This is a genomic window from Butyrivibrio proteoclasticus (assembly GCF_900115735.1).
GTDB lineage: Bacteria > Bacillota > Clostridia > Lachnospirales > Lachnospiraceae > Butyrivibrio > Butyrivibrio proteoclasticus_B.
Window position 1 is genome coordinate 1 of record NZ_FOXO01000023.1, and the last position, 21,014, is coordinate 21,014.

Consider the following 21,014-nt stretch of genomic DNA (forward strand, 5'->3'; position numbering starts at 1 on the left):
TGTAGCAGGTCCCAAGGGTTGGGCTGTTCGCCCATTAAAGCGGTACGCGAGCTGGGTTCAGAACGTCGTGAGACAGTTCGGTCCCTATCCGGCGCGGGCGTAGGATATCTGAGAGGAGCTGTCCTTAGTACGAGAGGACCGGGATGGACGGACCGCTGGTGTATCAGCTGCATCGCCAGATGCATAAGGCTGGGTAGCCACGTCCGGAAGGGATAAACGCTGAAGGCATCTAAGCGTGAAGCCCCCCTCAAGATGAGATATCCCTTACGCAAGTAAGTAAGACCCCTTGAAGAGTACGAGGTTAGATAGGCACAAGGTGTAAGCACGGTAACGTGTTGAGCTGATGTGTACTAATAGGTCGAGGGCTTATCCAAGGCTGTGAGAACTTGCTGAGGTATATACGAAGCTGGTTCGAGCGTGTTAGGCGTCAGTTGCAAAGCAACTGAGGCATAACTTCGATAGATAGTATAGATATGGATTTAGATAGATCAGTGTTCGGTTTTGAAGGTACAAATTTTAATAAAAAAATAAAAGTATAAAAAACTTATAAATGAATTCTTAAAAGACGGTCAAATAGCCGTCTTTTTTGTTTTTTTATATTTATTTTCAAAAATCTATGCTATACTAAATGAGGATATTTAATTAATATTTAGTCGGTTTTGTGTTAGTTTTTTCTTTTTTAACTTCACTTTTTTTTACTATTTTATTACGAGAGGTGAGAGAATGGAATCAAAAATCCTGCTTGAAAGTGGTAACAACGAACTAGAAGTTCTTGAGTTTAAGATTGATGATCATTGCTATGGTATTAACGTTGCAAAGATCAAAGAAATCATTGTGTATCAGGAGGTTACACCTGTGCCAAATGCTCATCCTAGTATTGAAGGTATATTTATGCCTCGTGATACAATGATCACAGCAATTGACCTAAGGAACTGTTTACAACGTGGCGCTTCCAAAGCAGGTGGATTATTTATCATCACTAACTTTAATAAATTGGACATTGCTTTCCATGTAGATTCTGTAATTGGAATTCATAGAGTTTCTTGGGCTGATATTATTAAGCCTAATGCTACTATTTCAAAAGCAGAGGAGAGTATTTCAACTGGTATAATTAAGTTTGATAATCAGCTTATTATCATTCTCGACTTTGAGAAAATTGTATCTGATATCAATCCTAACACAGGACTTAATATGGATGCTCTTTCAGAGATTGGTCCTCGTCCTAGGAATGAAGTTCCGATTGTTCTTGCTGAAGATTCACAGCTTCTTAATAAGCTTATTGTAGATTCGCTTAATAAAGCGGGGTATAATAACGTAAGACATTTTGAAAATGGAAAGCTTGCATATGACTATATTAAGGCCTGTAAAGAAAGAAACGAGCTTAATAATATTAAGTGCATCATTACAGATATAGAAATGCCAATCATGGATGGTCACAGATTGACAAAGCTGGTAAAGAGCGATGATGCTACAAAGGATATACCACTTATTATTTTCTCATCGCTAGTAAATGAAGAAATGAGAAGAAAAGGTGAATCTCTTGGGGCAGATCGACAGCTGTCGAAGCCAGAGATTGGTAATCTTGTAAGTGTAATAGATGAACTAGTTAATGCTTCCAGTGCAGGCTAATATTAACTGACTATAACTCCCTTTGTCTCTCAGTTATGAAACACGTTTTCAATGGCTGTTCTGCAAAGGGAGTATTTTAATATAATAAACATTTGGCGGTATTACATCATGGAACAAAGTTTAGCTGGTTTAATCAAAGACTTTGACAAAATTGTTATTGGAATAGGAAGTGAATGGAATTGGGTTAGTAAGGGCCTTTTAAAGGATGAAAGATATTGCAAATTACTGGAATATTGTAAGAAAGATGAGAATAATTGGCTTTTACCTATAGTTGAATATGAATATGCATATTATCAGACAGATACAAAAATAGAAAAAGCTTATAAAGCTTTAAAAGATATTATTGGAGACAAGAAGTACTTTTTAGTAGCTGACATTTTTTTACAGGATGCACTAATGTACGGATTTGATCCTCAAAAGAGTGTATATCCATGCGGAACATATATGTATCTTCAAACATCAGATTTAGATGATTCTTTACTATTAGCAGATAAGTCTCCAGAGTTTAAAGAAGTTGTTAACAAAATCCATACTATTATCATAGAAAATGAGGGGGATTTTGATAATGATACAAGTTTTGTGAAGCCCTTTGCTGACGGAAAAGTATTATACCTAAATCAGAAGAGAAATGAATATCGGACCATAAAATATAATGAGAGTGCCTATCAGGACAGATGGAGCGATTATATGCATTTTTTGACTGATACGTTGAACAAAAAGCTCCTCATTTTGGAAATTGGAGTGGGTCTTGATTATCCTACAGTTATTAGATGGCCTTTTGAAAAAGTGACATTTATTAACAAGCAGGCACATTTGATAAGGGTCCATGAAAAACTATATCAACATACCCCGGAAATTCAGGATAAAACAGAGTCAATTCAAATGAATTCTGTTGACTATATATTGCAGGAGAGAAATGGGCTATGAATGCCAACAATGAAGAGTATCTCGATAGCTTGCTGAATTCAGCCAAGTCAAGTGATAATCCTCAGTCTGCCATTAGAAGAATGTCATCAAAGGTAGACAGAAGTAACTCTACATCACTAGAAGAAGGTGGTGCAGAGGATATTAGTGCGCTTGTAGATAACTCTAATGGTGGTAACGAAGATTTAAACGATATAGGTACATTATTAAATAAACTTGACAAAAATGAGATTGTTGATGATAGATTATCGTCTCTATTAAATGATATTCAGACTTCTCCAGATTCAGGAATACCTTCTTTTACAATTGGCACAGAACCAACTGTTGAAGATGTCAGGGATCCTGAAGAAATTGCGTTGGACGAGGCTATAGCTGACGTCGAAAGAATGGATCAGGAAGCTCAAAGCGGTAAGTACTCCAATAGTTCAAATGAAGAGAAAAAAAAACAGCTGATGGAGAAAAATGATGATATTCCGCAGGCAAATGAAAAGCCTCCTATTATTGATGAATCTGCTGGAAATGATTCTCTTTTAGAAATGGCTCCGGAGGTGATGCTTCCGGAGGACTCTAGTTTATCTTTTGAAAAAGACTCAGCAACAGATGCATCTGAGACACCTGAAGAAATATTAATAGATCTCCTTGACGAAACTCCTGCAAGTAGTTTGACTGAACCTGATCAGGATTTAGAGGAAAGTCTTGTTAGTGTACTTGATAATATGCAGGATTTAGAGGTTAAGAATGCAGATGATGACAATACTGGTGAGCTTTCGTTAGAAGACATGGAAGCAGTAATGGATGAGGCTTTGAAAGAAGACTCAATACCTGATCTTCAATCAGCCAGTGGCGATATTAATGAGAGTTTAAAGAATATTGATAGTATTCCTGAAGCGGACGTTTCAGAGTACGAAGAACTAAGTGGTGTATCGGATGGAATAAGTGCTGTTACAGACGAGGGAACAGCATCTGATGATGAATTAAATGATTCCTCCGCTGTTGAAAATATTACAATGGAAGATGCAGAAAATAGTGAAGAAAAAGAAGAATCAGATAATCTGGATTTATCTGATATAGAAGCCATGATGGATAATGCCGGACTTTTAGATGAGAAAGTAGCAGACAGTGGAGATCAGGCTGATGCAGATGCTCCAGATGACAATGTTCAGGAAGAAATTACAGCTGAAGAAGCTATAGGAGAGAGTGATTTGGCAGAACCTTCATTTGAAGATACTATTTCAAAAGAAACAGTTACAGAAACCGGAAAATCAGGTAATGATATGGCATCTTTAGATAGTGATGATGGTGAACTCAATTTAGATGCCCTTGAAGCAAGCCTGGATGATCTTCTTAGTGCTGAAGATGGGGCAGCCTCGGCTGATGGTGAAGTTGCTGGGATTGACACTATGGATACTGGTGGAGATTCAGATACACTATCAGAAGGGGATGTTGCTGTACCAGACCTTGATGCATTGATGAATAGCCTTGCTAATGATGAAGTTGAGGATATGGAGAATACTTCGCATCTTGACGAAGAGGCTGAGCAATCTGATGATTCGGAAATACCGAAAGAAGATATATTAGATGCTCTGACAGAAGATGGAGTTGACGGAGGTGCAGAACCTTCGTTAGATGATCTTGCTTCAATAGCCGGAAACGGGAAAGATGACGAAGAATCCAGTGGAAAAGGAAAAAAGAAGAAAAAGAAAGAAGGCTTTTTTGCCCGGTTATTAAAGGCATTGACGAAAGAAGATGATGAATCTACTGAAGGACTTGCAAGTCTGACTGATGAGAATCAGCAGGTTCTTAATGAGCTTGGAGAAGAGGGAAAGGGTAAAAAAGAAAAGAAAAAGAAGGAAAAGAAGGAAAAGAAACCTAAAAAAGAAAAGCCTAAAAAGGAAAAACCACCTAAAAAGGAAAAACCTCCAAAACCAAAAAAGGAGAAGAAACCAAAACCTCCTAAAGATCCGGGAGCTCCTGAAAAGGCCATTGCTCCTAAAAAAGTTGCAATCTGTGCTATATTTGCAGCATCACTTGGAATCCTTTTCGTTATTCCTTCAATGATCATTCCTGATAATGTAACGTCGACAAGAGCAAGCAATGCATATAAACAGAGGGAATATACTACAGCATATAAACTTTTATATGGCAAGGACAGAACTGAAGAACAGGATAATATCTATGAGCAGTCAAGAGTCCTGGCATGGGCAGAGAGATATCTAAACGGATATGAAAATTACATTGCCATGAATATGAAAGAGGAAGCTTTGGACATGCTTTTGATGGCAATGAGAAATCATGACGATCTGCTTGAAGAAGCTGCAAAGTACGGAGTTGAGGTTCAGGTTCAGAGTGTATATGACAATATTGAATCGTTATTGTCATCAAACTATGGTCTTGGCGCAGATGAGATTGTGGAAATAAATTCAATAAAGAAAGAAAGGGATTATACTATCCGAATAATGGAGATTGTCGGAACTTTAGAATCATGATACACTTGAAAGCATCGGATATCTCGGAAGGAGTTTGATGCTTGATGGTAGCTATTATTGATTATGATGCTGGTAACATTAAAAGTGTAGAAAAAGCGTTTGATTATCTTGGTGCGAAGACATTAGTTACCAGAAATCCCAAAGAAATCTACAGGGCAGATCATGTTGTTTTACCCGGTGTAGGTGCTTTTGGTGATGCAATGAACAAAATAAATGAGTATGGTCTTAAAGAGACAATTTCAGAGGTTGTTTCTAAAGAAATACCATTCTTAGGAATATGCCTGGGTCTGCAACTTCTTTTTGAATCCAGTATGGAATCAGAAAATGTTAGCGGCCTAGGCATTTTGCGTGGGAAAATAAATAGAATTCCTGTTACAGATAAAGACGGCAATAATTATAAAATTCCACAAATTGGTTGGAATAGCCTTTCTTTTCCAAGAGAGGGAAGACTTTTTAAGGACCTTGATGAAAACCCTTATGTCTACTTTGTGCATTCATATTATCTGATGGCAGAGAACAGAGATGAAGTCACTGCAACAACAAATTACAGTGTGTCTATAGATGCATCTGTAGAGAGCGGGAATGTTTTTGCCTGCCAGTTCCATCCGGAAAAAAGCGCTGATGTAGGAATGCAGATATTGAAGAATTTCCTTGAAGTATAAGAGAGGTGACTATGCTTACAAAAAGAATAATTCCATGTCTTGATGTTAATAATGGACGAGTTGTAAAGGGAATCAATTTCGTCGATCTTAAGGATGCAGGTGATCCGGTATCAGTAGGTGAAGCATATTCCAAGGCAGGTGCAGATGAGCTTGTCTTTTTGGATATTACAGCTTCTAATGAGGCTAGAGCAACTGTTGCTGATATGGTAAGAGAAGTGGCAAAAAAAGTATTCATTCCCTTCACAGTAGGCGGAGGAATCAGGACAGTAGATGATGTAAAGGCAATACTAAGAGAAGGTGCTGATAAGGTTTCCATGAATTCTGCAGCAATTGATAAGCCTGAGCTTATTGCAGAATCTGCAGATAAATTTGGCAGTCAATGTGTTGTGGTTGCCATTGATGCCAAGAAAAGAGCAGATGGTAGCGGCTGGAATATATATAAGCATGGTGGAAGGATAGATACAGGCCTTGATGCTATAGAATGGGCAAAGAAGGCTGTTTCACTTGGCGCAGGAGAGATTCTTTTGACAAGTATGGACTGTGATGGAACAAAGGCTGGATACGATATAGAACTTACAAGACAAATCTCACAGTCTGTCAATGTGCCTGTTATTGCGTCAGGCGGTGCCGGAACTTTAGAACACTTTTATGACGCACTCACTGTTGGCGGAGCTGATGCAGTTTTGGCGGCATCTCTTTTCCATTATAAAGAGCTTGAGATAAAGCAGGTAAAAGAGTACCTGAAAGGAAGAGGAATTCCTGTAAGATTATAATTTTGGAGATTATTTTTATGTCAATGATAACAAACGACTGGCTCCTGGCCTTATCAGAGGAGTTTTCAAAGGATTACTATAGAGAACTGTTTACTTTTGTAAAAAAAGAATATGAGACACATGTGGTATATCCTCCTTCAGATGATATATTTAATGCTCTTCACCTTACTCCATTAAAGGATGTAAAGGTGCTTATTCTTGGTCAGGATCCATATCATGAGCCAGGACAGGCCCATGGCCTGTCATTTTCAGTTTTACCAGGAAAGGCAGACACACCGCCTTCACTTGTAAATATCTACAAAGAGCTGAATGATGATCTTGGCTGCAAGATTCCCAACAACGGATATTTGAAAAAATGGGCTGATCAAGGGGTGCTTCTTTTAAATACAGTGCTAACAGTAAGAGCACATCAGGCTAACTCACATCAGGGAAAAGGATGGGAGAAGTTTACAGATGCCATAATTAAGGCTGTTAATGAGAAAGATGACCCGGTAGTTTTCATGCTTTGGGGGAGACCGGCTCAGACCAAAAAGGCAATGCTTAATAACCCAAAACATTTGATACTTGAGGCACCTCATCCAAGTCCACTTTCAGCCTATAGAGGTTTCTTTGGATGTAAGCATTTTAGTAAGTGTAACGAATTCTTGGTTAAGAACGGACTTGAGCCTATTGATTGGCAAATAGAAGATATTTGAGCTAAATAATAATTCTTGCGTTTTTATACATTACCATGTTAAAGTGATGGAGAATTATTTTATAGCGGAGGATTACTATTATGAAAAAACCATTCGTAACTAAAGCACAGGTAGAAGATATTGTAAAAAACTATCCTACCCCTTTTCATATCTATGATGAAAAAGGAATTATTGAAAATGCTAAGGCAGTATATGATGCTTTTTCCTGGAATAAAGGTTTTAAAGAATACTTTGCTGTAAAAGCTACACCTAATCCGGTGCTTATGCAGATTCTTAAAGCGCAGGGCTGCGGTTTTGACTGTTCATCTCTTACTGAACTTATGTTAAGCGAAGCGGTTGATGCCAAGGGAAGCGACATTATGTTTTCTTCTAATGATACTCCTGCTGAAGAGTTTGTTTATGCTGACAAGCTTGGCGCTATTATAAATCTTGATGATTTTACACATATTGATTTTTTGGAAAAGACTCTCGGAAAGATTCCGGAGACAATTTCCTGTAGATATAATCCCGGTGGAGTTTTCCAGATGAGTAACGGAATCATGGATAATCCGGGTGATTCCAAATATGGTATGACAAAAGACCAGATTATTGAAGCTTACAAAATTTTAAAAGATAAGGGAGCAAAAAAATTTGGTATTCATGCTTTCCTTGCAAGTAACACAGTTACAAATGAGTATTATCCGCTTCTTGCAGGCCAGCTCTTTGAACTTGCCGTTGAGATCAAGGAAAAGACAGGTGTTGCTCTTTCATTCATCAATCTCTCTGGTGGTGTAGGAATTCCTTATAAACCTGACCAGGAAGGCAATGATATATACGCAATTGGTAAGGGCGTAAAAGAGCAGTTTGAAAAGATACTTGTTCCTGCCGGAATGGGAGATACTTCTATTTTTACAGAGATGGGTCGCTTCATGATGGCGCCTTATGGAGCTCTTGTTACCAAGGCAATTCATGAAAAACATATCTATAAAGAGTACATCGGTGTTGATGCGTGTGCAGTTAATCTTATGAGACCTGCTATGTATGGCGCATATCATCATATTACAGTTTTGGGAAAAGAGAATGCACCTTTAGACCACGTATATGATGTAACAGGATCTCTTTGCGAGAATAATGATAAATTTGCCATTGAGAGAGCGCTTCCTGAGATTGAAAAAGGTGATTATTTGTTTATTCATGATACAGGTGCTCATGGCTATTCAATGGGGTATAATTATAATGGTAAGCTTAAGAGCGCAGAGCTTCTTTTGAAAGAGGACGGAAGCGTACAGCTTATAAGAAGAGCTGAGACTCCAAGAGACTATTTTTCAACTCTTGACTGTCTTGGAGTTATGGAAAAGCTATATAAGATCATGGATGGGGGAAAATAATTGCTTTTAGCATTTTTTGCATGTTGGTCACTTCAGTTGATATTAGGAATTACCGTTAGAAATCCTCTAACGGTAGTTCTTTTTGTGTGTCTTTTATTTGCTGATAATAAGGCTAAAGAGTATAAGATAAAAAAGATACCTGGATTATGTATATCGGTGGGGCTATCCGCTGTTGTTTCATATTTTCTTAGAACAAAAGTTACAGAAGGGTTTGACAGTTCACTTTTTAAGATTTTATCGCTCCTTATTTTATCATGTGGCATTATCTGTTTATGCTATATCATTTACGAGGGCTTATATGCACTTATAAAAAGAGATAAAAAAGAAGAAATTCCTGCAAAATACCAGACTGTACAAAAAATACTTGATAAGTATTATGATTTGATCAATACCCCTAAAAAGACCTTTATTTTTTGCTTTTGTTTATGCCTTCTTTGTTGGTTTCCATATTTTCTATATGAATTCCCAGGAATAATGACTGCTGACTCACTGGTTCAGTATGAACAAATCATGGGATTAAGGCCATATTCCAATCATCATCCCATGGTACACACGCTTTTGATAAAGCTTTTCTATAGCATTGGATTCTTTTTTACAAGAGATGCTGTAAGTGCTATCAGCTTCTATACCGTTTTTCAGATGCTTTTATTTGCAGCAGCCTTATCAAGGCTTGTTATGGAAATAAGAGTGATCTCCGAAAAGAATAATCTACTTATGGAACTGATAAGTGTTATCTTTTTTGCGCTGGTTCCGTTTAATGCTGTGTTTGCAGTGACTATTTGGAAGGATATTCCATTTGCTGCGATTACAGTTCTTTTCGTGTGCCATATTATTGAGATGAAAAATAAAAGAGCTTCATATCCGGGCTTCATCGTGCTTGGAATTTTGTTTTCATTATTTAGATCCAATGCCTGGTACGCATTTATAGTATGGTCTTTCGTTTTTGTATATTCCTTCAGAAAAGAAATAAAAAAAGCGGTTTTATCAGTTATTATTGTTCTTTTATTTGTTGCAGTCGTAAAAGGCCCGATATTTGACAGGCTTGGGGTAGAAAAGCCTGATTTTGTCGAATCCTTATCTGTTCCGATTTCTCAGATTGCAAGAGTTTTAGTTAATGACAGAGAACTCAAACCTTCAGAAAAAGAGCTTATCGATGCAGTAATAGATACAACTTATATTCATGAGTTATATGCTCCGGATTATGCAGATAATATAAAAGAACTTGTAAGAGCCGGAAATGTGACCTACCTTGAAAGTCACAAAGGAGAATACTTTAAGCTTTGGGCAGGTCTTTTACCGAGATATTTTGGAGATTACGTTTCTGCATGGTTTGATCTTCTTGGAGGATATATTTATCCTGATTTTACATATGCAGTAGGAGATATAGACGGCATAATGGGCAATGATTATGGCCTTGTCTGGATGCCTAAGATAGGCGGTAAGCTTGTAGTTAAGACAAAAGAAATATTTATTAAGCTCGGAGGTTTTGTTCCAATTTATGGCATGTTTTGGAGTATTGGAACATACTCATGGCTTTTGATAATAGCTCTTTTGGCAGGTATAAAGAAAAAAATAAAGACACCAGAGATGTGGCTTTTATTTTTGATGCTTGGAACGCTTTTAATAGCAGCACCTAATCTTGAATTTAGATATGCATATTCTTTGGTTTTGGTCTGGCCACTTTTTATCAGTAGGGTAAATTCTTCAAAACAGGCTTGATTCATCGGATTTTGTGTAGTATCATAACTTAAGTGCATATTTGTATACAATTATCCAATTAAACACATTGAGATCAAAAATATGAATCAACAGATTAATGAGTTTGTAGAACATCTTCATAGTGTTAAGAAAACCAGCGAGAATACCTGCCTTTCATATAAGCGTGATCTTGAACGCATGGCGGCATTCATGCACGAGCGTGGGATAGATGAAGTCAGCGGTGTGACAGAGGATAAACTAACTGACTACGCTAATAGTTTAAAAAATGAGAATTTTGCCCCTGCGTCTATCACAAGGCATTATACATCTATGAAAGCTTTTTTCAGATACATGGTAGAGAATGGGAATATCACAGATAGTCCTGCAGAAATCTTGAAAAGTCCCCATGTAAAAAAGAATCCGCCCAGAGTTTTATCTGCAGTTGAGATTGAAGGCCTTTTATCACAGAAATTTTCAAGTGATGCCAAGGGTAAAAGAGACAAGGCTATATTAGAGTTGTTATACGCTACTGGATTAAAAGCGTCAGAGCTTGTAAATTTGAAGCTTTCCAATGTAGATATTGGACTTGGCTGTATTCGTCTTCCTAGGAACGCAGGAGATTCCAAAGAGAGACTTATTCCTTATGGAAAGAAAGCAAAAACAGCGATGCATGATTACCTGCTTAATGCAAGAAGAGAGCTGATTGGCAGTTCTAATGACGAAGAGTTCGTTTTCGTAAATTGTAATGGTACGTCGCTTAGCAGACAGGGACTATGGAAGCTTATCAAGACTTATGTCAGAAAGGCCGGAGTTGATTCTGACATTACTATCTTTACTTTAAGGCATTCTTTTGCGGCACATTTAGTTGAGAATGGAGCTGATATCAGCTCTGTTCAGGAACTTATGGGATATGCAGACAGCAATACTATTTCACAATACATTTCCAAAGATGAACAAGTTAATGACCCATATGGATGGGCTAGAATAAGAAATTGATTTTTTAAGGAGATTAAAATGGCGAAGAGCGAAATCCAAACAAAGAAGTATTCTGAAATGACTAAGCAGGAGCTTATGCAGGAAAAAGAAGCGCTGAAGGCTCAGTATAAAAAGTATCAGGGTATGGGACTTAATCTTAATATGGCGAGAGGAAAGCCATGCAGAGAGCAGCTTGATCTTTCTATGGGCATGATGGATACGCTTAATTCTGATGCAGATCTTTCTTGTGAGGATGGAACAGATTGCCGTAACTATGGTGTACTCGATGGTATCCATGAGGCAAAGGTCCTGATTGGAGCCATGATGGAGAATAAGCCTGAAAACATCATTATCTATGGCAATTCTTCTCTTAATGTTATGTATGATACAGTATCAAGAGCATATACTCATGGTATTATGGGCAACACTCCTTGGTGCAAGCTTGATAAAGTTAAATTCCTTTGCCCTGTTCCGGGGTATGACAGGCATTTTGCAATAACAGAGTATTTTGGAATTGAGATGATTCCTGTACAGATGACTCCTACAGGTCCTGATATGGATGAAGTAGAAAGACTAGTAAAAGATGATGAATCAATAAAGGGAATCTGGTGTGTTCCGAAGTATTCAAACCCACAGGGATACTCATATTCAGATGAGACAGTAAGACGTTTTGCGCGACTTCGTCCTGCAGCTAGGGATTTCCGAATCTTTTGGGATAATGCTTATGGTGTTCATCATCTCTATGATGGAAGTCAGGATTATCTTATTGAGATTCTTGAAGAGTGTAAAAAAGCAGGAAGCCCGGATCTTGTATATAAATTTTCTTCAACATCAAAGATTACTTTCCCTGGAAGTGGAATAGCAGCTATAGCTACATCTTTGAACAACCTTGAAGAGATTAAAGCTCAGCTTACCTATCAGACAATCGGTCATGATAAGGTTAACCAGCTTCGTCATGTACGTTTCTTTGGTGATCTGGCTGGAATCAAGGCACATATGAAAAAACATGCCGCTATAATCAGACCTAAGTTTGAGGCGGTTTTGGAAACACTTGAAAGAGATCTTGAGCCGGTAGGAATTGGATCATGGACAAATCCTAAGGGTGGATACTTCATCAGTTTTGATGCCCCTGATGGATGCGCTAAGGCTATAGTAGATAAGGCAAAGAAAGCTGGAGTAACAATGACTAAGGCAGGAGCAACTTATCCATATGGGAAGGACCCTCATGACAGTAACATACGTATTGCTCCTACATTTCCATCACTTTCAGATCTTAAGCTTGCAATGGACATCTTTACTGTATGTGTTCGAATTGTTGCAATTGATAAGTTACTTGCGGAATCTGAATAATTTGACTAAATAGAATAAACAGGCCTCTTCTATATTTGGGATAGAAGAGGCCTCATTTTTTGTATTAGAATTGGAAAAGGAACAGTTTACGCAAGATCTGCAATCTCAAGAAGAAGGCGTTCTGTATCATTCCAGCCAAGACATGGATCTGTAATGGATTTACCATAGATTCCGTCACCGATTTTTTGATTTCCTTCTTCGATGTAGCTCTCAATCATTACACCTTTAACAAGTCCCTTAATGTCTGAGTTAAGTTTTCTTGAATGAAGAACTTCTTTTACAATCCTGATCTGTTCTTTGTACTGCTTGTTAGAGTTATTATGATTAGCATCAATTATTGCAGCCGGATTTACAATTTCGCGTTGCTCATAGAGCTTTAATAAAAGGCTTAAATCTTCATAATGGTAGTTTGGAAGTGACTGACCATGCTTGTTGCTTGAACCACGAAGAACACAGTGAGCAAGAGGATTACCATTAGTAGTAACTTCATAGCCTCTGTAAACAAATGAATGTGACTGCTGTGCAGCATATACTGAGTTGAGCATTACGCTGAATGTGCCACTAGTAGGATTTTTCATACCAGCAGGAACGTCAAATCCACTGGCTGTCATGCGGTGTTCCTGATCCTCAACAGAACGGGCGCCTATAGCCACGTAGGAGAGGATATCAGCAACGTATCCCCAATTTTCAGGGTAGAGCATCTCATCGGCAGCAGTTAGACCAGATTCTTCTATTGCCTTGATCTGCATATGTCTCATGGCGATAAGGCCGGCATGAAAATCTGTTTTTCCCTCCGGGTCAGGCTGAGATGTTATTCCTTTGTAGCCTTCTCCGGTTGTACGAGGCTTATTTGTATAAATTCTTGGGATAAGAATGAGCTTATCCTTAACCTTCTCGTTAACTTTTCCAAGTCTTGAAACGTAATCGCAAACTGCGTCTTCATTATCAGCTGAACATGGGCCGACAATTACGAGAAACTTATTGCTTTTACCTGTGAATACATCAGCAATTTCCTGATCTCTTTCTCTTTTTATCTTTGCAAGTTCTTTTGTAAGTGGAAATTCTTCCCTGATCTCATCAGGAGTGGGAAGCTTTTGTATATATTCAAAAGACATTTATTATTCCTCCAATATAGCTTTATTTTAATCACGTAAGTCATACTATAGCACTTTAAACTGTAAAAGTAAACTTGTTTTTATCTAAAGAATATAAGTTGTCAATTAAGGCATTAAGCTGACATATTTTTTCAGATGATGTCAGCTTTTCAACAGTAATTTCAAGAGCTAGAGAGCTTATGGTATTCATAGTATATTCATCGCACTTTGCAATGGGAAGTGACTCAATTGCTGAACGAAGCATCTTCATATTCTTAAAAGTATGCCTGTAATAAAAAGCCATGACTCTTGAATTGAGCACAGCCATAATATAAAGAGCAGAGTATCCGGGAACTCTTGGAATCAGTATATTAGCACTGTTAAGAGAAATGACACCCTTGCTATCATAGGCAAATATGGGCTCATTTGCAATAAATTTATAAAAAAGTTTTTCGGCTGACCGATACATGTGTTCAGGAGCAACCTGCTGGAAATTTTGCGGGGCAAATTTAGTATAGTTTTCTGGATCATCATAGTAGTATTTATGGATGTCGGACCCTTTTACAATTCCTTCATATCCATCTAAAGGTGTTTTTGATAAAACAGATTTATTGGAGCCTGTTACAATTCCCAAGGCAAAATCAGCCTGTCCCTTTAAGGTAAAATGAGGAACAGAGAGAATTTTCTCAATGATTTTGTATTCTTCATTGTCCGCAAGAATATGGAAGCTATTTTTATTGATCCTATGAGGGCTAACCATATATTTTTTTTCACAGACAATGAGTTCATTTTTAATTTTTCTATATTGACTAACGGTTATTCCATCTGTTTCTTTGTTATTAAGCCTTAAAATGATGCATGGACATTGTACTTTATCAAAAATATCGCCCAAATAACTGATTCCTGAAACAAAGGCATTTTTTTCCATGAATGCCCTTACTGACTCATGGTAATCGGCACCCAAAATGGTTTCAGGAAGAAGAAAGAGCATATTTCCATCAGAAGTAAGGCTCTTTACAGCTTTTTCTACAAAAAGGTCAAATGATTCAGGTTTTCCTTTACTTAAAAGGCTTTCATAGTTTTTCCTAAGTTCAATCACCTGCTCTTTGGTAAAAGAGCTGCCCCAGGGCGGATTACCAATGATAATGTCAAATTTATGAAGCATTTCATTATTGCTTAAAAAGTCTATGCAACGGATATTGTGAGTAATAGTATTAAGTTCAGCTTTTTTACTGATGCCATATTTAATGGACAGATTGATCCTTGCAATGTTGATGGCAATTTCATCGATGTCGTATCCATGGATCGATTCAAGAGCATATGAATCAGGAAGCCGTAAAAGGAAGTTGCCGGTTCCACATGCAGGATCGCATATGTTTTGAACTGTAGCAGGTAATTCATTTATCATAAGATCTACAGCAAAAAAAGGAGTGTAGTAGGAACCGGTAGCCTTTTTATCCTGCAGACGTCTGAGAGAGATATATATAAGTCCCAAGGTGTCTTCAAAAGGTACGTATACAAGTTTATATGAAGAAAAAAGAGCTTTTGTCTTTTTGGACGGTAAGCGTCCAGGCAGAAGGCTTTGTCTGATCTCTTTTGGAATTCCTTTTGACGTCATTATCATATCAGCATAGAAACTGATAACCTCAGTGATTTCCAGGGTCATTTTCTGAAATATTCCGATTATTGAAACTATGGTTTTATAGTTTGGAGATTTTTTTGAAATATATGATTTGGGAATATAGTTTAAACCAAGGCGGGACTTATTTCTTCTGGATGTGAGCATTTTTGATGTATTAAGTGATTCTGACAGCATTTGTATGTCTTTGTTGAGGATGATAGTTTTGTTATCGCGTTTTGTGGCAACAACTTTTCCAAGTTTTATCCAATTTCTGACTGTTGCTTCAGAGATTTTCAAATATTCACTTAATTCCGGGATAGTCATATATTCTTCGCTCATGAGGATATTATCAAAGAAATGAAAGCGTTTTGCAAGATGTATTAGTGAGGAACTCGTTTGAATCGGGATATTTCTTGCCTTATAATATGAATAGCGTGAAATTCATAAACTATTACATGAAGGAGATTCTATGGACAGAACTAAAAAAATAGTACAGACAAGTATAGTAGGAATCATTGCAAATGTGCTTCTTGCGGCATTTAAGGCATTTGTTGGAATTGTTTCTAATTCGGTTGCTATAACAATGGATGCTGTAAATAATTTAAGTGATGCAATGTCTTCCATTATTACGATAGTAGGTACAAAGCTATCAGCAAAAGAACCGGATAAAGAGCATCCGTACGGCTATGGCAGGATAGAATATCTTACAACTATGGTTATTGGCGTTATCATTTTGTATGCCGGAATCACTTCGCTCATCGAGTCGGTTCAAAAAATCATAGAACCTGCAACGCCTGATTACAGTGCCGCAGCTCTTGTTATTGTAACAGCAGCTATTCTAGTAAAAATACTTTTAGGACTTTATACAAAAAAGTCAGGTGAAAAGCTTTTATCAGATTCATTAGTCGCATCAGGTAAAGATGCGCTAAACGATTCTATCATTTCTGCTTCAACACTGTTGGCTGCAATCATCTTTATCACAACAGGGCTTAGTATTGAAGCGTTTGTAGGCATAATCATTGCCTTAATGATCATTAAGACTGGCTTTGAAACGTTAAAAGAGACAATTGGTGAAATACTTGGAGCAAGGATTTCTACAGAGATATCAAGATCGGTTAAAAATTCCATCAATTCATTTCCTGAAGTTAATGGAGTTTACGACCTTCTTATCCATGATTATGGCAATCAAAAGCTTGTAGGGTCAGCTCATATTGAGATTCCTGATGATATAACGGTTCCACAGATTGATAAGCTTGAAAGAAAAATTGCTACTAAAGTTTTAAAGGATACAGGAATAGTTATTTCGGGAATTTCCATTTATTCTATGAATACAAGTAACCAAAAGGCAACTGACTTACGAGTAAAAGTCAATGAGATAATAAAGGATTATCCAAATGCTCTTCAGATGCATGGATTATACATAGATGAGGAGGAAAAGAAGATTACTTTTGACCTTGTTATTTCTTTTAAAGAAAAGGATAAGAAGGGTGTTATTGATAAGGTAAAAGAGAGAGTAGAAAAACTATATGAAGGCTATGAAGTACAGATAGCTCTTGATTATGATTATTCAGATTGATACAAAAGCCGCCAAAGATAAACTTTGACGGCTTATATTTTTATATTGCTTTTTGTTGAAGAAGTGATTCAAAAGCTCCCGAATCCAAAGGCTTAGAGAAATAGTAACCCTGTATTTCATCACAGCCTGCATTTTTTAGGAGCAGGTATTGTTTGGCATTTTCTACGCCTTCTGCTATCACTGTGAGGTTTAAGAGTTTGGCAATTTTTAAAATACAGTCAAGGAGGTTCATTTCCTTGTTGTTTTCAGCAATGTCCTTTATAAATCCTATGTCGAGCTTTAAAGCATCTAGTGGAAGGGTGGTGAGCATGTTAAAAGAAGAGTATCCTTTTCCAAAATCATCCATCTCGACCATGAAGCCGGCCTTTTGCAGCTCTTTTACCACACCTACTATCTGATCAACATTGTCAGTATAGGCAGTTTCTGTAATCTCAAGATGAAGGTCTTTTGTCTCAATTCCGTTTTCTTCCACAATCTGTTTAAGATATGACAAAAAGTCAAGATCAAATATGTCTACTCTTGATACATTTACAGATACCGGAATAGTGTAACCAAACTCATCTCTCCAGATGCGTATCTGTTTAGCAGCTTCTCTCCAAACGTAGCGATCAAGTTGCCTTATAAGTCCATTTTCCTCGAAAAGAGGAATAAAAAAGTCTGGCCTTACATCTCCAAAGTCAGGATGCTGCCATCTGATAAGTACTTCTGCACTGGATAGCTTTGGCTTTTCTCCGAGAATATTATATTTAGGCTGGAATACAAGCTTAAACTGGTTTTCGTTGAGGGCATCACCTATACTGTCGATAAGCATTGCTTCGTAGAGCTCTCGTTTATGCATTTTTTCATCGTATATTTCGTAAGTAGAGCTGTGGCCATTCTTAGTAACTGAATTACATGCCTGAATAGCTCTGTCAAAGCGCTGCTGCAGTGAAGCTGCCATGGAAGTATCAGGATAGATTCCAATCCTTATCCTTGTGTCAGGAGTATTCATAATAGAAGCAAGCTCAGATGAAACCTGAGATATAAGGAAATCATAGTTATCCTGATGATTGATATACATATAAAAAATGTCTGCATCATATCTACAGGCAATACCGTTGTGTTCTTTTGCAGTCTTGTTTACGCAATCCCCAATTGCGCATAAGACTTTGTCCCCGTATCCTCGACCATACAATTCATTGATCAGGTGAAATTTATTATAATTAAGTACAATAGCATCGACTCCCTGATGCGGATGTGATTTGTCGTACTCAGTAGCTCTTGAAAAAAATTGCTCTTTTGAATAGAGCCCTGTCAAAGGATCTAGGGCGGTGGGTCTTTTTACTCTTCCTATCATAAAAACACGTGTCCACTCCTTTGTGTATGCATTTTTTTAAATTATACATACAAAAAAAACAAAAAACATAAAGTTCGCAAAAAAATCACAATTTGATGGTATGATTTAGAATTTTGCCTAAATTTAAAACTGCAAGATTGTGATATTTTTCATAAAAAACAATAAATAGCACAATATTATCTGATAATTAGGACACTTGGTTTTGGGATCAAAATAGGCTATATTGTAATTATTGAGGGCAAGTTAATGAAGAAGATACCATATGGTGGAATTACCAATATTTCAAAATATCTGTTTGATAAATACGGGGAAAAAGGCGTCTTTTTAAAACGTGGAAGAGCTATTGCGATGAACAGTAAATCAATGGCGCAAATTAGTGGCAGAGTCACCAGAAACTGTTCTGTTGTTGCAGTTACAAGAGTGCTTGACTATTATGGAAAAAAAGGTCTTGTCCCAGGAATTCCCGATGATATTTCACAGACATATAAAGTTGTTGAGGAAATTGCAGAAAGTTATGGTTATACTGATAAAAGAGGCACTATTCCTTTTTTTATTTCAGGTATAGCAAGAGAAGCCTTTGAAACCTACGGTGTTAAGACAAAATGCAAAGGTGTATATGTTTTTAGTTTTGAAAAACAGGTAAAAGAGGAAATTTCAAATGGCAGACCTGTTATCATGAATATAGCAAGAGGCTTCTACAAGGACCATACAATAGTCGTTGTGGGATACAGTATTTGGAGAGTAAAGGGGAAGGATTATCCTATGTTAAGGGTCATTGACGGATGGAAAAGCGGATATCATTATATAGATTATGAGGCCTTTTCCAGAGATTTTTCCCAATCGGTTTTTGGGTCATTTAATACAATAACTGTTATAGGTTAGAGGATGAAAATTGAAAAAGAAAATATTGATCATATCGGCAGTTGTAGTTGTTTTAATTACTGCCGCAATGTTATTAAATCATAATATTCATAAAGAGTTCAATTCATCAAGGAGAGATGAATATGTGCCAAACAGGGATGAAGACCTGACCGTCGTTGATGGAAGTGAAGTAATTTATAATGAGGGAACTTCGAAAGAAGATGCGGAAGCTGTATATCATGAAGCTGTTGTTGGAGAAAGCAAAAACAATCCTACGTCATTAGATGTGCAAAACGTACGGGAGATTGTTATTCCTGAGGCGGTGCCGATTGCAGACGGAAAGTCGGGTGAGTTTTATAGCAATGAAGATTTTATAAATGTGATTCCAACAGATATTTCAACATTTTCCGGGAATGATCTTCCGACAAAATATGATTCAAGAGATGCAGATGGAAAGCGCTTTGTTACAGGGCCGGAGGATCAGGGATATTCATATCTTTGCTGGACGTATGCTGCACTTGGTGCAATAGAGAGTGATATTTTAAAACACAATGAGGACCTGAATTATACAGATATCGATCTGTCTGAAAAACACCTGGCTTATTACAATGTTCATAAGGCAGAAGGAAAAAATCAGGGATATATAGAGGATGACTACAGAGAACTTGTGAACGCTGATAATGAAGACGGCGCATGGATATTCGATTATGATTCTGGTTATGTTGCAGTTGGCGGTGTTACTGATTATTGCATAAGCCTTTTAGCCGCATGGAAGGGGCCGGTTTCTGAAAAAGGAAATGATAAATTCAACAGCATGTACGGTCAGGATTTTCTTTTTAAAGAAAATGGAGAAAAACCTTCAGATGCCTTTGAGAGCAACTATCATGTTCAGGATGTGAGCCAGATATGTGCATCTGTCCAAAACAGGACATATGTAAAGCAGATGATTTTTGAGCATGGAGCTGTAACAGCAGGAGTAAATGCGGATTCTGTTTACTGGAAGGATCATAACAAAAATCTCTATTCTTACTTTGATGGAGAAAAGGCTCCTACGCCTAATCATGAGATCCTTATTGTCGGGTGGAATGACGATTACCCTGCATCTGAATTTGGAGGAAAGCCATTAGGTGACGGAGCCTGGATATGCAAGAACAGTTGGGGAACAAATGGCGGTGAAGGTGGCTTTTTTTACCTGTCATATTATGATGAGACAACATGTTCAAGTAATGTAGCTGCCTATAGCGTTTCTGTCCCTGAATCTGAAAACTGGTACGATAATAATTACCAGGCAGCAGGTTTTATAACTAATGTGGTAGATACGCTTGATGATGATAATAACTATGTATATGCTCTTACGGGTTCAAATAATCCATATGGAATGATGTATGAGGCTCAGGGAGAGGAAATGCTTGAAGCCATTGGGTTGATGGCGATTGATAGTTATCAGCAATATGATGTCGAAATCTATTTGAATCCTGAATTTGATGATGCGGGTATCGATATTCATAAGTTAAAAGAGCCTTCATGCACTCAAAAAATTTCGGCAATCAGCGGCGGATATCATACTTTTAAATTGGATGATGGCATTAAACTGGAGGAAGGAGATAATTTCTTCGTGATGATAAAGCCACATTCAAACGGAAGGCTTGTTTTTGAAAAAGCTGCTGATTATGTAAGTGAAGCCAATTATGATGAATGGAACAATTTAACGGGAAATATTCATAACCACTATGAAGCAAGCGGAGCATCATATTATATCTCTGATGATGGAAAAATGATGGAAAAACAAAACGATAAAGATTTCTTTGTGAAAGCATATACAAAAAACCAATAATAGAACATAACAACAAAAGAGAGACGATGGGGAGTCGTCTCTTTTTGCTTCACAAGATTTTTTTTGGGAGGAGGGCTGCTAATTGGGGAGATTAACAGCCCAGGTATGAAAAAAGTTTTGTTGGGGGAGTGAG

At 37.4% G+C, this 21,014-nt stretch carries 16 protein-coding genes and 1 rRNA gene; 14 read left to right on the forward strand and 3 right to left on the reverse strand.

The features are described 5' to 3' along the window. From BM146_RS13415 to BM146_RS13465, 11 genes are all read left to right on the forward strand, one after another. Positions 1–374, forward strand: a 23S ribosomal RNA gene (locus BM146_RS13415); the annotation flags it as partial. A 349-nt stretch (positions 375–723) separates the two neighbouring features. Then, the gene (locus BM146_RS13420) at positions 724–1,629 is read left to right on the forward strand and encodes a chemotaxis protein (RefSeq protein ID WP_074890021.1); all 906 of its coding nucleotides are present in this window, start codon (positions 724–726) and stop codon (positions 1,627–1,629) included. A gap of 108 nt (positions 1,630–1,737) precedes the next feature. Then, the gene (locus BM146_RS13425; RefSeq protein WP_074890024.1) at positions 1,738–2,556 is read left to right on the forward strand and encodes a hypothetical protein; all 819 of its coding nucleotides are present in this window, start codon (positions 1,738–1,740) and stop codon (positions 2,554–2,556) included. After that, entirely contained in the window at positions 2,553–5,039 is a 2,487-nt protein-coding gene (locus BM146_RS13430) for a hypothetical protein (protein ID WP_074890027.1), read from the forward strand. Before BM146_RS13425 ends, BM146_RS13430 begins: the two co-directional genes overlap by 4 nt. Before the next feature lie 44 nt (positions 5,040–5,083). Next, entirely contained in the window at positions 5,084–5,701 is a 618-nt protein-coding gene (gene hisH, locus BM146_RS13435; protein WP_074890030.1) for an imidazole glycerol phosphate synthase subunit HisH, read from the forward strand. Positions 5,702–5,712: 11 nt separating this feature from the next. Next, on the forward strand, positions 5,713–6,474 hold the full coding sequence (hisF, locus tag BM146_RS13440) for an imidazole glycerol phosphate synthase subunit HisF (RefSeq protein ID WP_074890033.1): 762 nt from the start codon (positions 5,713–5,715) through the stop codon (positions 6,472–6,474). Positions 6,475–6,491: 17 nt separating this feature from the next. Continuing rightward, positions 6,492–7,169 (forward strand): uracil-DNA glycosylase, encoded by a 678-nt coding sequence (locus BM146_RS13445; RefSeq protein WP_074890036.1) that lies wholly within the window; start codon positions 6,492–6,494, stop codon positions 7,167–7,169. 77 nt (positions 7,170–7,246) lie between these two features. Then, complete coding sequence (locus tag BM146_RS13450; RefSeq protein ID WP_074890039.1) at positions 7,247–8,536, forward strand: diaminopimelate decarboxylase; 1,290 nt, start codon at positions 7,247–7,249, stop codon at positions 8,534–8,536. Then, positions 8,537–10,255, forward strand: coding sequence for a DUF6020 family protein (locus BM146_RS13455; protein ID WP_074890043.1), 1,719 nt, complete (start codon positions 8,537–8,539; stop codon positions 10,253–10,255). Positions 10,256–10,336: 81 nt separating this feature from the next. Next, on the forward strand, positions 10,337–11,230 hold the full coding sequence (locus BM146_RS13460; protein ID WP_074890045.1) for a tyrosine-type recombinase/integrase: 894 nt from the start codon (positions 10,337–10,339) through the stop codon (positions 11,228–11,230). A gap of 18 nt (positions 11,231–11,248) precedes the next feature. Continuing rightward, entirely contained in the window at positions 11,249–12,559 is a 1,311-nt protein-coding gene (locus BM146_RS13465; RefSeq protein WP_074890047.1) for an aspartate aminotransferase type Ic, read from the forward strand. Positions 12,560–12,645: 86 nt separating this feature from the next. On the opposite strand, the gene BM146_RS13470 is transcribed toward BM146_RS13465, so the two are convergent. Together BM146_RS13470 and BM146_RS13475 are read right to left on the reverse strand one after the other, a co-directional pair. Next, on the reverse strand, positions 12,646–13,674 hold the full coding sequence (locus tag BM146_RS13470) for a 3-deoxy-7-phosphoheptulonate synthase (protein ID WP_074890050.1): 1,029 nt from the start codon (positions 13,672–13,674) through the stop codon (positions 12,646–12,648). A gap of 55 nt (positions 13,675–13,729) precedes the next feature. Beyond that, a complete protein-coding gene (locus BM146_RS13475) occupies positions 13,730–15,613 on the reverse strand; it encodes a TaqI-like C-terminal specificity domain-containing protein (RefSeq protein WP_083413550.1) in 1,884 nt (627 codons plus the stop codon). A 130-nt stretch (positions 15,614–15,743) separates the two neighbouring features. Here BM146_RS13475 and BM146_RS13480 point away from each other — a divergent pair, with 130 nt between their 5' ends. Further along, positions 15,744–16,850: a cation diffusion facilitator family transporter gene (locus BM146_RS13480; protein WP_074890054.1), complete on the forward strand. Its 1,107-nt coding sequence runs from the start codon at positions 15,744–15,746 to the stop codon at positions 16,848–16,850. A 40-nt stretch (positions 16,851–16,890) separates the two neighbouring features. On the opposite strand, the gene BM146_RS13485 is transcribed toward BM146_RS13480, so the two are convergent. Continuing rightward, complete coding sequence (locus tag BM146_RS13485) at positions 16,891–18,186, reverse strand: putative bifunctional diguanylate cyclase/phosphodiesterase (protein WP_074890056.1); 1,296 nt, start codon at positions 18,184–18,186, stop codon at positions 16,891–16,893. A gap of 246 nt (positions 18,187–18,432) precedes the next feature. On the opposite strand from BM146_RS13485, the gene BM146_RS13490 reads away from it, so the two are divergent. Continuing rightward, complete coding sequence (locus BM146_RS13490; protein WP_074890058.1) at positions 18,433–19,068, forward strand: C39 family peptidase; 636 nt, start codon at positions 18,433–18,435, stop codon at positions 19,066–19,068. A 10-nt stretch (positions 19,069–19,078) separates the two neighbouring features. Beyond that, positions 19,079–20,881, forward strand: a complete 1,803-nt coding sequence (locus BM146_RS13495) for a C1 family peptidase (RefSeq protein WP_074890060.1) — start codon at positions 19,079–19,081, stop codon at positions 20,879–20,881. The last annotated feature ends 133 nt before the right edge of the window (positions 20,882–21,014 follow it).

Bases quoted from the DNA above. Each gene is read 5' to 3' on its own strand.
- BM146_RS13490 (WP_074890058.1), top strand. From the start codon at position 18,433: ATGAAGAAGATACCATATGGTGGAATTACCAATATTTCAAAATATCTG.
- BM146_RS13465 (WP_074890047.1), top strand. From the start codon at position 11,249: ATGGCGAAGAGCGAAATCCAAACAAAGAAGTATTCTGAAATGACTAAG.
- hisH (WP_074890030.1), top strand. From the start codon at position 5,084: ATGGTAGCTATTATTGATTATGATGCTGGTAACATTAAAAGTGTAGAA.
- BM146_RS13430 (WP_074890027.1), top strand. From the start codon at position 2,553: ATGAATGCCAACAATGAAGAGTATCTCGATAGCTTGCTGAATTCAGCC.
- BM146_RS13485 (WP_074890056.1), bottom strand. From the start codon at position 18,186: ATGATAGGAAGAGTAAAAAGACCCACCGCCCTAGATCCTTTGACAGGG.
- BM146_RS13460 (WP_074890045.1), top strand. From the start codon at position 10,337: ATGAATCAACAGATTAATGAGTTTGTAGAACATCTTCATAGTGTTAAG.
- BM146_RS13420 (WP_074890021.1), top strand. From the start codon at position 724: ATGGAATCAAAAATCCTGCTTGAAAGTGGTAACAACGAACTAGAAGTT.
- BM146_RS13445 (WP_074890036.1), top strand. From the start codon at position 6,492: ATGTCAATGATAACAAACGACTGGCTCCTGGCCTTATCAGAGGAGTTT.
- BM146_RS13470 (WP_074890050.1), bottom strand. From the start codon at position 13,674: ATGTCTTTTGAATATATACAAAAGCTTCCCACTCCTGATGAGATCAGG.
- BM146_RS13425 (WP_074890024.1), top strand. From the start codon at position 1,738: ATGGAACAAAGTTTAGCTGGTTTAATCAAAGACTTTGACAAAATTGTT.
- hisF (WP_074890033.1), top strand. From the start codon at position 5,713: ATGCTTACAAAAAGAATAATTCCATGTCTTGATGTTAATAATGGACGA.
- BM146_RS13480 (WP_074890054.1), top strand. From the start codon at position 15,744: ATGGACAGAACTAAAAAAATAGTACAGACAAGTATAGTAGGAATCATT.
- BM146_RS13475 (WP_083413550.1), bottom strand. From the start codon at position 15,613: ATGAGCGAAGAATATATGACTATCCCGGAATTAAGTGAATATTTGAAA.